Source organism: Variovorax sp. V35, from assembly GCF_041154465.1.
Classification (GTDB): domain Bacteria; phylum Pseudomonadota; class Gammaproteobacteria; order Burkholderiales; family Burkholderiaceae_C; genus Variovorax; species Variovorax boronicumulans.
Genome location: NZ_AP028666.1, coordinates 464,670 through 479,030, shown reverse-complemented (window position 1 = coordinate 479,030; position 14,361 = coordinate 464,670). Strand labels below are relative to the sequence as shown.

At 68.3% G+C, this 14,361-nt stretch carries 13 protein-coding genes; 2 read left to right on the top strand and 11 right to left on the bottom strand.

The features are described 5' to 3' along the window. Positions 1-98: 98 nt before the first annotated feature. The 10 genes from ACAM42_RS02220 to ssb all read right to left on the bottom strand — a co-directional run bounded on the left by ACAM42_RS02220 (position 99) and on the right by ssb (position 9,383). The gene (locus ACAM42_RS02220; RefSeq protein WP_369630978.1) at positions 99-1,583 is read right to left on the bottom strand and encodes a PLP-dependent aminotransferase family protein; all 1,485 of its coding nucleotides are present in this window, start codon (positions 1,581-1,583) and stop codon (positions 99-101) included. Positions 1,584-1,654: 71 nt separating this feature from the next. Then, on the bottom strand, positions 1,655-2,455 hold the full coding sequence (locus ACAM42_RS02215) for an inositol monophosphatase family protein (protein WP_218005417.1): 801 nt from the start codon (positions 2,453-2,455) through the stop codon (positions 1,655-1,657). Positions 2,456-2,468: 13 nt separating this feature from the next. Continuing rightward, entirely contained in the window at positions 2,469-3,188 is a 720-nt protein-coding gene (locus tag ACAM42_RS02210) for an ABC transporter permease (protein WP_062480468.1), read from the bottom strand. 2 nt (positions 3,189-3,190) lie between these two features. Further along, positions 3,191-3,883 (bottom strand): ABC transporter permease, encoded by a 693-nt coding sequence (locus ACAM42_RS02205; protein WP_062480466.1) that lies wholly within the window; start codon positions 3,881-3,883, stop codon positions 3,191-3,193. A 44-nt stretch (positions 3,884-3,927) separates the two neighbouring features. Next, positions 3,928-4,716, bottom strand: coding sequence for a transporter substrate-binding domain-containing protein (locus tag ACAM42_RS02200; RefSeq protein WP_095950686.1), 789 nt, complete (start codon positions 4,714-4,716; stop codon positions 3,928-3,930). Positions 4,717-4,749: 33 nt separating this feature from the next. Beyond that, positions 4,750-5,505 (bottom strand): ABC transporter ATP-binding protein, encoded by a 756-nt coding sequence (locus tag ACAM42_RS02195; RefSeq protein ID WP_095950735.1) that lies wholly within the window; start codon positions 5,503-5,505, stop codon positions 4,750-4,752. Between the two features lie 66 nt (positions 5,506-5,571). Next, positions 5,572-6,351, bottom strand: a complete 780-nt coding sequence (locus tag ACAM42_RS02190; RefSeq protein ID WP_369630977.1) for an SDR family oxidoreductase — start codon at positions 6,349-6,351, stop codon at positions 5,572-5,574. A 14-nt stretch (positions 6,352-6,365) separates the two neighbouring features. Further along, a complete protein-coding gene (locus ACAM42_RS02185; RefSeq protein ID WP_369630976.1) occupies positions 6,366-7,136 on the bottom strand; it encodes a 2-keto-4-pentenoate hydratase in 771 nt (256 codons plus the stop codon). Positions 7,137-7,143: 7 nt separating this feature from the next. Beyond that, on the bottom strand, positions 7,144-8,343 hold the full coding sequence (locus ACAM42_RS02180) for a pyridoxal phosphate-dependent aminotransferase (RefSeq protein WP_369630975.1): 1,200 nt from the start codon (positions 8,341-8,343) through the stop codon (positions 7,144-7,146). A gap of 488 nt (positions 8,344-8,831) precedes the next feature. Next, positions 8,832-9,383, bottom strand: a complete 552-nt coding sequence (ssb, locus tag ACAM42_RS02175) for a single-stranded DNA-binding protein (RefSeq protein ID WP_369630974.1) — start codon at positions 9,381-9,383, stop codon at positions 8,832-8,834. A 238-nt stretch (positions 9,384-9,621) separates the two neighbouring features. On the opposite strand from ssb, the gene uvrA reads away from it, so the two are divergent. Both uvrA and ACAM42_RS02165 read left to right on the top strand, forming a co-directional pair. Further along, positions 9,622-12,651, top strand: coding sequence for an excinuclease ABC subunit UvrA (gene uvrA / locus ACAM42_RS02170; RefSeq protein WP_235926913.1), 3,030 nt, complete (start codon positions 9,622-9,624; stop codon positions 12,649-12,651). Between the two features lie 46 nt (positions 12,652-12,697). Next, a complete protein-coding gene (locus ACAM42_RS02165) occupies positions 12,698-13,591 on the top strand; it encodes a DMT family transporter (RefSeq protein WP_369630973.1) in 894 nt (297 codons plus the stop codon). 2 nt (positions 13,592-13,593) lie between these two features. Here the strand turns inward: ACAM42_RS02165 and ACAM42_RS02160 are convergent, their stop codons facing one another. Further along, complete coding sequence (locus ACAM42_RS02160; RefSeq protein ID WP_172438465.1) at positions 13,594-14,361, bottom strand: GntR family transcriptional regulator; 768 nt, start codon at positions 14,359-14,361, stop codon at positions 13,594-13,596.

Below are 14,361 nucleotides of genomic sequence, written 5' to 3'. Positions count from 1 at the left end.
GTGAGATGAATTGTGCGCCTCGATCTAGGTAAAAACCCGTAGCAAAACGAACCGCGGTGTTCACGGATTCGAAACAATTGAAGGGCAGTGGGCGATGCTCAGGCGTTCGCGACCGCACTGCCAAAGAGCGCCAACGCCGGGGCGATCCGCTCGGCGGGCGTGTTGCCGAAGCCGAAGACGAAGCCGGTGCGGACCTGCTCGCTCAGGCAATAGGCGGAGATCGCGGGCACGTCGATGCGGTGCGCCAGCAGCGCCTGGGAGACCGCCGCATCGTCGATCGGCGTGCGAGAGATGGCCGACAGGTGCAGCCCCGAGCCGGTGGTCGACAGCTCGAAATCGCGCCCCACCAGCGTCCTGAAGCAGTGCTCCATGAGCTGCGCGCGTTCGCGATAGCGCACGCCCATGCGCCGGATGTGGGCCGCCAGCTGCCCGCTCGCCATGAAGTCGGCCACCACGCCCTGGGTCGGCATGGAGGCCTTGAACGAGAAGATCTGCGTGGCGCAGGCGAAAGCGTCCGCCAGGTCGGGCGGGACCACCAGGTAGGCCAGGTTGAGCGCGGGCGAGATGGAACGGTTGAAGTTCCCGATGTAGATGACCCGCCCCCCGTGGTCCAGCGCCGCCAGGGGAGGCAGCGGCCTGCCCCGGAAATGGAAGGCGTTGTTGAAGTCGTACTCGATCACCCAGGCATTGCGCTCGTGCGCCCACTGCAGGAGCGAGAGGCGCCGCTCCAGCGGCATCGTGCTGCCGAAGGGGAACTGGTTGGTGGGTGACGCCACGATCAGCCGCGCGTCGGGCGCATGGCTGTCGAACCGGCTGCTGTCCAGGCCCTGCAGGTCGATGGGCACGGGCACCAGGTCCGCGCCGAAGCCCATCAAGGCGGCAAGCCGGGTGATGTAGCCCGGGTCTTCCACGATGATGCGATCGCCGTGGTCGGTCAGCACCTGGCCTGCCAGCACGAAGCCCTGCGTCGTGCCGTCGACCACGAGCACTTGGTCCGGCAGGCAGGAAATGCCGTGTGCCTCGCCCACATAGTCCGCGATCTGCTGGCGCAGTTCGGGCAGCCCCATCGGCGAGCCGTAGCCCAGCTCCGCGGCCGGCGCCGAGCGCCAGTACTGCGACGAAACCTTGGCGAACTGCTCGAACGGCAGCTGGTCGAGCGCGGGCACGGTCGGGCTGAGGTCGAACGTGGCATTGCGCTCGGGCGGCAGCGCCAGTTCGGACATCGCCAGCGCGCGCCGCGAGATGTGCCGGGGCGCCGGCGCGGCGACAGGGGCGTTCGACGGTGCCCCGGCCGGCGCGCTGCGCTCCTCGGGCAGCACGGCGGCAATGTAGGTGCCTGCCCCGACGCGGCCGCTGACATAGCCCTCGGCCAAGAGCCGTTCGTAGACCAGGACCACGGTGTTGCGCGACACGCCGAGTTCCGCGGCCAGCTGGCGGGTGGGCGGCAGCCGCGAGTTCTTGGAGATCCGGCCCTGCACGATGGCCTGGCGGATCTGCTCGAACACCTGGACGTGCAGCGGATCGGAGCCGCTGCGGTCCAGCGAGAGCGAACTCCAGGTCGGGTAGTTGAAGTGCCGCGGCATACGAGATCTCCATGCCGCCCATGCCGGACAGGGCTGCGGCGGCCTTCGAATATACGGCCCGGTCGCCCGCGCTAGGCGCCCGCAAGCATGCGCAGGACCTCCTCGTGGCGGCGGGGATTGCCCGACGCGACCAGCCGGTTGCCGGAATGGATCGTGAGCGGACGCCCCTCCCAATCGGTGATGACGCCGCCGGCGCCTTCGATCACCGGCACCAGCGCGCAGTAGTCGACCTCGCGGTGGCGGCCGCAGTCGATGCCGATGTCGATCGTTCCGTTGGCGATGCAGCCGTACGCATAGCAGCTCGATCCGTACACGCACCATTTGGCGGCGCTGCGCAGCGTCTCGAACGCCTCGCGCTCGCGCGGCCCGAAGGGCTCCGGGTTGCTGCACGACACCAGCGCGTCGGCCAGCGACGGGCACTCGCGGCTGCGGATGCGCTGGCCGTTGAAGGTGGACGGCTGGCCCTGCGCCCCGGCCCATCGGTCGTTGGTGATGGGGTGGTCGATCACGCCGATGATCGGCGTGCCGTGGCGCGCCAGCGAAATCAGCGTCCCGTAGATGGGAATGCCCGTGATGAAGGCCTTGGTGCCGTCGATCGGGTCGAGCACCCAGACGTACTCGGCGTCGAGGTCCTGGCCCTCGAACTCCTCACCGAGGATGCCGTGCGAGGGATAGCGGTGGCGGATCAGCGTGCGCAGCGTCTGCTCGACATGCTTGTCCACGACGGTGACGGGGCTGTCGTCCTCCTTGGACTCGAAGCCCCTGCGGCTGTACAGGTTCTCGCGCAGGATGGCGCCGCTGGCGTCGGCCAGCCCATGGGCGAAGGCGAGGAATTCGGCCATCGCCGACTCTGGAACGGAAGAAGTGGACACGCGGTCTCCTGGATCAAGTGGGCATGGGCCCGGTGCCGTGCTGCGCCGGCAAGTGGCGAAGATGGCGAGACATGCGGTGCTCCAGCCGCCGCACCAGGTGGTTGGCGGCGAACGCGAAGGCAAGGTAGATCAACCCGGCCGCAATGAAGATCTCGTAGGGGGCGAAGGTGCGCGCCACCAGGGTGTTGGCCACGCCCGTCAGCTCCGAGAGCGTGATGGCGCTGGCCAGCGAGGTGCGCTTGATCGTCTTGATCACCTCGTTGCCGTAGGCCGGCAGCGCCAGCAGCATCGCCCGCGGAAGGATGACGTGGCGGTACAGCGCGCCGAAGGACAGCCCGAAAGCCTGGCCGGCCTCGACCTCTCCGTGCGGCACCGCCTGGATCGCCCCGCGGAAGATGTGCACGGCGTAGGCCGTCGTGTTCAGCACGAAGGTGATGACGGCGCACCAGTACGGCTTGCGCAGGTAGGGCCAGGCCCAGCTGTCGCGCACCGCATCGATCTGGGCAATGCCGTAGTACACGATGAAGATCTGCACCAGCAGCGGCGTGCCCCGGAAGACCTGCGAGAACACCTCGACGGGCCAGCGCAGCCACCAGGCCTTCTGGACGCGCACGATGGCCAGCGGCACCGCCAGCAGCGTCGCGAGCACCATCGTGATCGCGAAGAGCTCCAGCGTGAGCAGCGCGCCCTGCCAGAGCACCGGAAGGCTCTCGACAATGAGTTCGACATCCATGGTCAGGCCGTCCTTTCGCCACGGGCGCCGCGGCGTTCGAGCTGATGCAGCACGAGCGAACTCAGCACGGTCAGCGTGAGGTAGATGGCGCCGGCACTGAGGTAGAAGAACAGGGCGCGGCGCGTGTCGCTGGTGGCCAGTTCGGAGGCCTTCATCAGCTCGCTCAGCCCCACGATGGAGATCAGCGAGGTGTCCTTGAGCGTCGAGATCCAGATGTTGCCCAGGCCCGGCAGCGCCAGCCGCAGCATCTGCGGGCACTGGATCACGAAGAAGATCTGCAGAGTGCCCATGCCCACGGCCATGCCGGCCTCCACCTGCCCGCGGGGAATGGCCGTGAGCGCGCCGCGGAACACCTCCGAGGCGTAGCCGCCGAAGATCAGGGCCAGTGCAAAGACGCCCGCCGGATACGGCGGGATCTCGACCATGCCCGCGTCGGGCCTGACCAGCGCGAGCAGCCGGCTCAAGACCACCGTGCTGCCGAAGTACACCATCAGGATCAGCAGCAGTTGCGGGATGCCCCGTATCGCCGTGATGTAGGCCTCGGCCAGCCAGCGCACCGCCTTGAAGCGGGACAGGCAGGCCGCCGCGCCCAGCAGCCCCAGCGCGATGCCGAACACCGACGACACCAGCGCCACCTCCACGGTCGTCCAGGCACCTTGCGCGATGGTCGGCCCCCAGCCGTTGAACATGTCCATGGTGTCGTCAGCAATCAGTGAGCGGATTCGGTGGCGCGACGGCCTCAGTGCCAGACCGCGGGCAGCACACTGAAGCTCCAGTACTTCTGGTTGATCGCCTTGAAGGTCCCGTCGGCAAACATGCCCTTGAGCGCCGCGTTGATCTCGTCGCGCAGCGCCGTGGCCCCCTTGGGCAAGCCGACGGCCACGCCTTCGCCCAGGTACTTGGGCGCCTCGATCTCGGGACTGACGAACTCGTAGTTGCGCCCTTCCGGTTTCTCCAGGAAGTCGGTGCGAACCTTCATGGGGCTCACGAGCATGAGGTCGATGCGGCCGGCCACGAGGTCCAGCAGCATGTTCTCGGCCGAGTCGTAGCGCGTGATCTCGACGCCGGAGAACTCGCCCGCAAGGTAGCTGTCGTTCGTGGTGGCCCGCTGCACGCCCACCACCTTGCCCTTGAGCGCGCCGGCATTGGGCGTGTTGTCGGGCTTCATCGGGAGCAGCCCCCCGTTCTTGCGGCCCACGAAGCGCGCCGTGGAGGCCCGGTAGGGAACGGAGAAGTCGATGCTCTTCTTGCGCGTCTCGGTGATCGAGAGGCTCGAGGCGACGATGTCGATCTTCCTGGAAAGCAGCGCGGGAATCAGCCCGTCGAACCCCAGGCAGACGAACTGCACGTTGGCGTTCATCCGCCGCCCGATCTCGCGGGCGATGTCGATCTCGAAACCCTTCAGCTCGCCCGATGCATCGCGGTAGTTGAAGGGCGGATAGGTGCACTGCACCCCGGCCTTGATCTCGCGGCCCATGGCCGCGACGGAGCACGCGGCCAGCAGGCCTGCGAACAACCATTTCTTCATTTCGTCTCCAGTTCTTGGTTCGTGATGTCGTGGCTACAGAACGCTGTCGAGGAACTTGCGGCAACGCTCGCTGCGCGGGTTGCCGAACACGTCGGCCGGGGCCCCGCGTTCCTCGATCTTTCCCTTGTGCAGGAAGGCGACCTCGGTCGAGACCTCGCGTGCGAACGCCATCTCGTGGGTGACCATCACCATGGTGCGCCCCTCCTCGGCGAGCAGGCGGATCACCTTCAGCACCTCGCCCACGAGCTCGGGGTCGAGCGCGGACGTGGGCTCGTCGAACAGCAGCAGCTTGGGCTCCATCGCCAGCGCGCGGGCGATGGCGCAGCGCTGTTGCTGGCCGCCGGAGATGTGGGCCGGATAGTGCCGAAGCCGGTCGCCGAGCCCGACCTTCGCCAGCAGCGCTTCGGCCCGTTCCGTCGCTTCGCGGCGCGACAGCCCCAGCACCTTCATGGGCGGCATGGCCACGTTCTCCAGCACGGTCATGTGGCTCCACAGGTTGAAGTTCTGGAACACCATGCCGATGCCCGCGCGCAACCGGTTCACCTGGCTCTTGCTGGCAGGGCTCGCCTGCCCTGCCGACGACCGGCGCATGCGGATCTCCTCGCCATCGATGGCGACGGTGCCGGCGTCGGGCACTTCGAGCAGGTTGAGGCAGCGCAGGAAGGTGCTCTTGCCCGAGCCGCTGGCGCCGATCAGCGTGACCACGTCGTGCTCGTGGGCGCACAGGTCGATGCCGCGCAGCACGTCCAGCGCGCCGAAGCGCTTCTCGATGCCGGTGGCAGACACGATCTGCCTGCCCTGTTGTCGTTGGGGGTCGCTCAAGTGAGTTCCTTTTGAACGGTGCTGGCGCTTCGCCTAGAAGGTCCCGGGATAGGCCCCGCCATCGAGCAGCAGATTCTGTGCGTTGATGTAGCCGGCATGGGTGCTGCACAGGAAGGCGCAGGCACGGCCGAACTCCATCGGATCGCCGAAGCGCGCGGCCGGGCTGCGGCCCTGCCATTCGGTCTGCTCCGCCTCGAACGAGCGACCCGACCCGGCCGCGGCAGCCTCCACCGTGGCGCGCAGGCGGTCGGTGGCGAACGAGCCGGGCAGCAGGTTGTTGATGGTGACGTTGCGATGCGCCGTGCGCCGCGCCAGGCCCGCCACGAAGCCGGTGAGCCCGCTGCGCGCGCCGTTGGACAGGCCCAGGATGTCGATGGGCGCCTTCACCGAGGACGAGGTGATGTTGACAATGCGGCCGAAGCCGCGATCCATCATGCCGTCCACCGTCGCCTTGATCAGCTCGATGGGCGTCAGCATGTTGGCGTTGAGCGCCACCATCCAGTCGTCGCACGTCCATTGGCGGAAGTCGCCCGGCTTGGGGCCTGCGGCATTGGTCACCAGGATGTCCGGCGCGGGGCAGGCCTCGAGGACGAGCGCCCGCCCCTGCACCGTCGTGACGTCGGCGGCCACCGTGCGCACGTGCACGCCCGTGGCCTCGCGAATTTCATTGGCGGTAACCTCGAGCGCCTGCGCGCCGCGCGCCACGATGGTGAGCGATGCGCCGTCTTCCGCCAGCGCGAACGCGCACGCCCGGCCCAGCCCCTTGCTCGCGGCGCACACCAGCGCCGTCTTGCCCTTGATACCCAGATCCATGGCGACCCCTTGCCTCAGATGAAGTTCGCGGCGACCGTGCCGAAGCGGTCGAACGAGGAATGCACCCGCATGCCCCGCGACGCGCGGTACTGCCGTGTGAAGGAGCCGGACATCACCTGCATCCCCGCCTCGAGGGCCAGCCCGAACTCGGCCAGCTTGTTCGCCAGCCACAGCACCGAGAGCAGCCCGCCGCCCTGCATGACCGCCGAGCCGGAGGCCGTCTCGCTGACGGCGCCGTCGACCTGCACCGTCACGTTGGCGCCGGCCAGGTCGCGGTTGTCGGCCGTCAGCGGCACGGCCGCCCCCGTCACATAGGCCTTTTGCTGCGCGTTGTCCGCCATGGCCAGCGCCAGGTTGCCGGCGAACGGACCGCGAACCTCCACGATCTCCAGGGCCGGTGCCGCATGCGTCACGGCGGCAGCGACCTCCTCCAGGCTCACGCCGGGTCCGCGCAGGGTCTTGCCGATGGTCAGGCACAGCTCGTTCTCGAAGCCCGGCGCGATCAGCTCGGAAAAGCGATAGGCCTGGCCGCTCGCATGCCGGCCGCTTTCCAGCAGATAGCCGAAGCAGGGTTCGTGCACCTGCTGCTGCACGCGCATGGCCTCGGCGGTGAGGCCGACCTTCCAGCCCGTCTGGCGCTCGCCCCTGGCCAGGCGCTTGTGCAACAAGGCCAGCTGCACCTCGTAGCCCTGCTGCAGGGAGAACTTCCCGGCCCATTCCGACGGCATGTGGCGTCCGTCCTCCATGGCTTGCCAAAGGGCGCCCGCAATGTCTTGGGTGTTCATCGCATCCTCATCGTGTGGTTGGGTGGTGTTCCAGGTAGGCGGCCAGGCGGCGAACGCCGTCGTCCAGGCGCGGCGTGCCGCTCGCGTAGCACCAGCGCAGGTAGCCTTCGCCCTCGGGGCCGAAGGCCACGCCGGGCGCCAGCCCCAGCCCGGCCTCGGCCACGAGCTGCTTGCAGAACGCGAGGCTGTCCGTCACGCCGTCGACACGGAAGAAGGTGTACATCGCGCCGCGCGCGGGCGCGGCGAGCTCGACCCCCGGCACGCTCCCCAGGCGCGCCGCCAGGTGGTCCCTGCCCTGGCGCAGCCGCTCGACCGTCCGGGCAATGGCATCTTCCCCGCGCGCCAGGGCGACCACCCCCGCCGCCTGCACGAAGGGCGGCGCGCAGGTGCTGCTGTACTCGATCAGCTTGCCGATGTCGCCCAGCATCGCCGGCGGCACGACGATCCAGCCCAGGCGCCATCCGGTCATGCGCCAGGCCTTGGAGAAGGAGTTGCAGCTGATGACCCGGTCCTCGGGCGTCGCGATGTCCAGGAAGGACGGCGCGCACGGCGCATCGAAGCTGATGCGCTGGTAGACATCGTCGCTGACGATCCAGATGCCCAGGCGCCGGCAGTGCGCGAGGATCGCTTCCTGCGCCTCGCGCGAAAGGGTCCAGCCCGTCGGGTTGTTGGGCGCGTTCAGCAGCAGCGCGCGGGTGCCCGGCCGAAGCGCTTCCAGAAGGCGCTGCTCGTCGAGCACCCAACCGGCCGCGGTGAACTGCAATGCGACGGTCTCCACGTGCGCGCCCAGCACCTTGGGCATCTCGACCAGGTTGGGCCACAGCGGCGTCACGGCCACGACGCGGTCGCCGGGGTTCAGCAGCGCCTGCAGGGCCAGCATCAGCGCATGCGTGCCCGAACTCGTCACGGCGATCCGTTCAATACCGATCGGGCCATGCCAGCGCGACAGGTACCGGGCGATCTCCTGGCGCAACGCGGGCTCGCCCAGCGTCTGGACGTAGAAGGTGCGCCTGTTCTCGAGTGCGGCGATCGCAGCGCCACAGATCTCGTCCGGCGTTTCCTCGTCGGGCTCGCCGAACCAGAAAGGCAGGATGTCCTTGCGGTCCATGCCCGCATTGGCGACCTCGCGGATCTTCGAGGACCGCAGGGCCTGGACTTCGGCGCGTGCGACGGTCGATGGCGGGCAATGGGAAGCGGCGCTCTGCATGTCGTGCTTGTCTCGGTGTTCTATGGCCTGCATGCTCCGACGCCGCACGGTGCGGGACAAGGACCAATTCCGCGCGCCGAGGCGGACCAATCGCGGCGAGCCGGTCGACCGCGATCCGTGCGGCCCCCTGCGACCACCCCGACGTCCGCAGACAGCGTGGCCGTGCGACGCCCTGCTTCTTCGCGACGGCCGACCATCTCCGGCGATGCGCTGCTGAACGACGCTATTCAGCAGAACGGCCGGAGCCAATGGGTTGGTTGCCGCCGGGATTTGCCCCTCTGAACACAGTCATTGCCGTCGAAAAGGGCCTCACGTCAAACGCTTCCCCTGCGCTCAACGGCCAGACGAACACAGAGGCTGCACTTCCTTGGCAAAACAGCACTTTCCCGGGCACGACCGCCCATGGAGAGAATTCGAAATAAAAAAGGCAAAAAAAAGGCCTGCCTTCGAAAAGGCAGGCCTTCATTGAAAAGCTCAAGGAGCCGGTTTTAGAACGGAATGTCGTCGTCCATGTCGTCGAAGCCCGACGACGACTTGGCCGGCGCCTGACGCGGCGCCGGTGCCGGGGCACGCGGTGCGGCTGCGGGAGCACGCGGGGCGTAGCCGCCACCGCCGCCACCACCTTGCGAGTAACCACCGCCGCCGCCCCCGCCTTGCGAGTAGCCGCCGTCGTCGTCGCTCGGACCCGACGGGCCGCCCTGGCCCTGGCGGCTGCCCAGCATTTGCATCTGGTCGGCGCGGATTTCGGTGGTGTACTTTTCGATGCCGTCCTTGTCGGTCCACTTGCGCGTGCGCAGCGAGCCTTCGACGTACACCTGCGAGCCCTTGCGCAGGTACTGGCCGGCGATTTCGGCCAGGCGGCCGTTGAACACGATGCGGTGCCATTCGGTGGCCTCGCGCATCTCACCGCTTTGCTTGTCTTTCCAGCGATCGGTGGTGGCCACGGTGACGTTTGCGACCTGATCGCCGCTCGGGAATGTCCGCATTTCGGGGTCGCGCCCCAGGTTGCCGACGACGATGACTTTATTGACCGATGCCATATGCACTGCCCCTGATAAGTAGATGAAGGAGGAGGTTGAGAGGAACCCTCCATTCTGCCTGAGCCGAAATCGGCCCGGCGCTGGCCGGCCTGGGCGGGGGCGTCCGCCGCCGTCCATCCCCTGGTCATGACAGGCGAAGCCAGCCCCTCTATCATGTCCGGTTGCCCTCGGACGACCGCACCCCTTGAATTCACCCACCACTGAAGACACCCCGGAGCGTGACGCCTACCTTGGCGCCCTGCTCGCCCAGCAGCGCATCAGCATCCGCGGCGCGCGCACCCACAACCTGAAGAACGTCGATCTCGACATCCCGCGCAACAAGCTGGTGGTGATCACCGGCCTGTCGGGCTCGGGCAAGTCGAGCCTGGCGTTCGACACGCTGTATGCCGAGGGGCAGCGGCGCTACGTGGAAAGCCTCTCGGCCTATGCGCGGCAGTTCCTGCAGCTCATGGACAAGCCCGATGTCGACGTGATCGAGGGCCTGTCGCCCGCCATCAGCATCGAGCAGAAGGCCACCAGCCACAACCCGCGCTCCACCGTGGGCACGGTGACCGAGATCCACGACTACCTGCGCCTCTTGTACGCCCGCGCCGGCACGCCCTTCTGCCCCGATCACCACCTGCCGCTGCAGGCGCAGACGGTGTCGCAGATGGTCGACGCGGTGCTGGCCCTGCCCGACGAGCCCCGGCTGATGATCCTGGCGCCCGTGGCGCGCGAGAAAAAGGGCGAATTCCTCGAGCTCTTCACCGAGATGCAGGCCGCCGGCTACGTGCGCTTTCGTGTCGACGGGCAGACCTACGAATACAACGACCTGCCCAAGCTCAAGAAGACCGAGAAGCACGACATCGACGTGGTCATCGACCGCCTGCGCGCACGCCCCGACATGCAGCAGCGCCTGGCCGAGAGCTTCGAGGCCGCGCTGCGCCTGGCCGAGGGCCGCGCCATTGCGCTGGAGCTGGGTGCAAAGCCGGAAGGCAGCGCCGATGGCGCTGCGGGGGCGCCCGACAAGGAACACCTGTTCAACGCCAAGTTCGCCTGCCCGATCTGCCACTACTCGCTGTCGGAGCTCGAGCCGCGCCTGTTCTCGTTCAATTCGCCCGTGGGCGCCTGCCCGAGCTGCGACGGCCTGGGCCACCGCGAGGTGTTCGACCCGGTGCGCGTGGTGGCGTTTCCGTCGCTGTCGATCGCCAGCGGCGCCATCAAGGGCTGGGACCGCCGCAACGGCTACTACTTCAGCATGGTCGAGAGCGTCGCCAAGCACTACAAGTTCGACGTCGACGCGCCCTTCGAATCGCTGCCGGCCTCGGTGCAGCAGACGCTGCTGCACGGCTCGGGCGGCGAAGAGATCAAGTTCAACTACACCATGGAGTCGGGCAACTTCGCGGGCAAGAAGCTCACGAAGAAGCATCCCTTCGAGGGGATCATCCCGAACATGACGCGGCGCTACCGCGAGACCGATTCGGTGATGGTGCGCGAAGACCTCGCACGCTTTCGCAACCAGCAGCCCTGCCCCGACTGCGGCGGCTCGCGGCTGCGGCGCGAGGCGCGCAACGTGTTCCTGGTGGACGACGCCGGGCACGTGGGCGCGAACGGCGGCGAGCCGCCGCGCATGGCCATCTTCGAACTGAGCCACCTCACGCTGCGCGATGCCTACGCCTGGTTCAGCACGCTCAAGCTGCGCGGCGCCAAGGCCGACATCGCCGACAAGGTGGTGCGCGAGATCGGCCTGCGCCTGAAATTCCTGAATGACGTGGGCCTGAACTACCTGAGCCTGGACCGCAGCGCCGAGACGCTCTCGGGCGGCGAGGCGCAGCGCATCCGCCTCGCGTCGCAGATCGGTTCGGGCCTCACGGGCGTGATGTACGTGCTCGACGAGCCCAGCATCGGCCTGCACCAGCGCGACAACGACCGCCTCATCGGCACGCTCAAACACCTGCGCGACATCGGCAACAGCGTGATCGTGGTCGAGCACGACGAGGACATGATCCACGCCGCCGACCACGTCATCGACATGGGCCCCGGCGCCGGCGTGCACGGCGGGCGCGTGATGGCCCAGGGCACGTATGCCCAGGTGTCGGCCAACCCCGAATCGCTCACCGGCCAGTACCTCTCGGGCGTGAAGAAGATCGAGGTGCCCAAGCACCGCACCGCCTGGCTGCCGGCCGTGAAGAAGCCGGCCTTCAACGAAGGCAAGAAGCCCTCACGCTTTCCGCAGAGCCCCGCGGCCGAACGCCGCGCCGCGCGCGAGGCCGCGCACCTGGCCTCGCAGACCGACCTGCAGGAGATCCGCGTGGTCGGCGCCACCGGCAACAACCTGAAGAACGTGAGCGTGGCCTTCCCCGTGGGCCTCTTGACCTGCGTGACCGGCGTCTCGGGCTCGGGCAAGTCGACGCTGGTGAACGACACGCTCTACACCGCCGTGGCGCGCACGCTGTACCGCGCGCACGAAGAGCCGGCCGCGCACGAATCGGTCGAAGGCATCGAGTATTTCGACAAGGTCATCAACGTCGACCAGTCGCCCATCGGCCGCACGCCGCGCAGCAACCCGGCCACTTACACGGGCCTGTTCACGCCCATCCGCGAGCTGATGGCCGAGACCAACACCGCGCGCGAGCGCGGCTACGGCCCGGGCCGCTTCAGCTTCAACGTGGCCGGCGGCCGCTGCGAGGCCTGCCAGGGCGACGGCGTGGTGAAGGTCGAGATGCACTTTTTGCCCGACGTGTACGTGCCCTGCGAGGTCTGCCACGGCCAGCGCTACAACCGCGAGACGCTCGAGGTCCAGTACAAGGGCCGAAACATCGCGCAGATCCTCGAAATGACGGTCGAGGTGGCGCACGAGTTCCTCAAGGCCGTGCCGACCATCGAGCGCAAGCTGCGCACGCTGCTCGACGTGGGCCTCAGCTACATCAAGCTCGGCCAGTCGGCCACCACGCTCTCGGGCGGCGAGGCGCAGCGCGTGAAGCTCGCGCTCGAGCTCAGCAAGCGCGACACGGGCCGCACGCTCTACATCCTCGACGAGCCGACCACCGGCCTGCACTTCGCCGACATCGAACTGCTGCTCAAGGTGCTGCACCAGCTGCGCGACGCGGGCAACACCATCGTCGTCATCGAGCACAACCTGGACGTCATCAAGACCGCGGACTGGCTCATCGACATGGGCCCCGAGGGCGGTGCCGGCGGCGGCACGGTGGTGGGCGAAGGCACGCCGGAGGACATCGCGGCGAACGAGGCGAGCCACACGGGGCGCTACCTCAAGCGCCTGCTGTAGCCGCGCCGCCAGCACGAATGCGCGGGCCGCGCCACAATCGCGGCCCATGCCTTCCTTCACGCCGCGCCAGTTCGTTCTTCTCGTGCTCCTCACCCTCGCGTGGGGCTTCAACTGGCCGGTGATGAAGCTCGGCGTGGCCGACTACCCGCCGCTGGCCTTCCGCGCGATTTCGATCTGGCTGGGCGTGCCCGTGCTGGCGATCGCGCTGGTGGTGATGAAGGTGCCGTTCCGCGTGCCGCGCAGCGCCTGGCCCGAGCTGGTGTGGCTGGGCGCGACCAACATGTTCGTCTGGCACGCCTGCATCATCCTGGCGGTGAAGGCGCTCTCGGGCGGGCGCGCCGCGATCCTGGGCTACACGATGCCGGTGTTCTCCGCCGTCATCGGCGCGCTGCTGTTCTCGGCCGTGCTCACGCGCCGCGCCTGGACCGGCGTGGGCGCCTGCGCCATCGGCGTCGGGCTGCTGCTGTGGCACGAGCTCACCGACTTCGCGGGCCGTCCCGGCTACGTGGCACTGGCGCTGGTGGCCGCCGCCACCTGGGCGCTGGGCACGCAGCTGCTGCGCCACACGCGCATCGGCCTGCCCACACTCACGCTCTCGTTCTGGATGACGGCCATGACGGCCGTGGTGATGACGGTGCTCTCATTGCTGTTCGAGCGCGACCAATGGCGCTCGCCGGGCGCCGTGACCTGGGGATCGATCGCCTACAACGCGGTGCTGATCTTCGGCTTCGCGCACGCGGCCTGGTTCTACCTGGCGCGCGGCCTGCCGCCGGTGGCCTCGACCCTGAGCGTGATGTTCATCCCCGTGCTCGGCGTGTTCAGCGGCGCCGTGTGGCTCGGCGAGGTCGTGCACTGGCAAGACTGGGTGGCGGTGGCGCTGATGATGGTCGCCATCGCCTCGGTGCTCTTGCCTTCACGCAGCAGCAGCGCGAAGGCCTGAGCTCAGGTCGTCGTCTGCACGTGCAGGCGGCTGGTCTTGCAGCGGTGCAGCGCGCGGTAGTGTTCCAGCGGCCGGCCGTTGGCGCCGTAGGCGATCGATTCGATGCGCAGCAGCGGCTCGGGCTGCGGCAGGTCGAGCAGGCGGCAGGTTTCCGCGTCGGGCAGCACGGCGTCGATCCAGCGTTCGGCGCGCACCAGCCGCACGCCGTACTGGCGGCGCAGCACGTCGTACAGCGAGCGGTCGTCCAGCCGCGTGCGGTGCAGGCCCGGCGCGAGGTCGGCCGGCACGGCCGTCTCGACCAGGAGGCGCAGTTCGCCGTCGACGCTGCGCAGGCGCTTGAGGCCGACCACCTGCGCGTCTTCGGTGAGGCCGAGTGCGGCGGCCTCCTGCGCGGTGGCGGCGCGCAGTTCCTGCACGAGGATCTGCGTGCGCACCGAGCGGCCCTTGCGTTCCATCTCGTCGGAAAAGCCCAGCACGGTGGAGACGAAATCTTCGTCGCGCTCGCGCGCCGACACGAAGGCACCGCGGCCCTTGATCTTGTAGATGAGGTTGTTGCGCACCAGGTCGGCGAGCGCCTCGCGCACCACGATGCGCGAGATGCCGAACTGCTCACCCAGCTCGGCCTCGGACGGCAGCTTGGCGCCGATGGGCAGCACGCCCTGCAGGATCTGCAGCCGGATGGCGTCGCGGAACTGCGCCCACAGCGGCGATTCGGAGTTGCGGTCGAGCGAGGTCGTCGACACGGTGTCGGGGGCGGTGGAAAGGGTCAC

Bases quoted from the DNA above. Each gene is read 5' to 3' on its own strand.
- ACAM42_RS02180 (WP_369630975.1), bottom strand. From the start codon at position 8,343: ATGCAGAGCGCCGCTTCCCATTGCCCGCCATCGACCGTCGCACGCGCC.
- ssb (WP_369630974.1), bottom strand. From the start codon at position 9,383: ATGGCATCGGTCAATAAAGTCATCGTCGTCGGCAACCTGGGGCGCGAC.
- ACAM42_RS02205 (WP_062480466.1), bottom strand. From the start codon at position 3,883: ATGGACATGTTCAACGGCTGGGGGCCGACCATCGCGCAAGGTGCCTGG.
- ACAM42_RS02210 (WP_062480468.1), bottom strand. From the start codon at position 3,188: ATGGATGTCGAACTCATTGTCGAGAGCCTTCCGGTGCTCTGGCAGGGC.
- ACAM42_RS02165 (WP_369630973.1), top strand. From the start codon at position 12,698: ATGCCTTCCTTCACGCCGCGCCAGTTCGTTCTTCTCGTGCTCCTCACC.
- ACAM42_RS02220 (WP_369630978.1), bottom strand. From the start codon at position 1,583: ATGCCGCGGCACTTCAACTACCCGACCTGGAGTTCGCTCTCGCTGGAC.
- ACAM42_RS02200 (WP_095950686.1), bottom strand. From the start codon at position 4,716: ATGAAGAAATGGTTGTTCGCAGGCCTGCTGGCCGCGTGCTCCGTCGCG.
- ACAM42_RS02185 (WP_369630976.1), bottom strand. From the start codon at position 7,136: ATGAACACCCAAGACATTGCGGGCGCCCTTTGGCAAGCCATGGAGGAC.
- ACAM42_RS02190 (WP_369630977.1), bottom strand. From the start codon at position 6,351: ATGGATCTGGGTATCAAGGGCAAGACGGCGCTGGTGTGCGCCGCGAGC.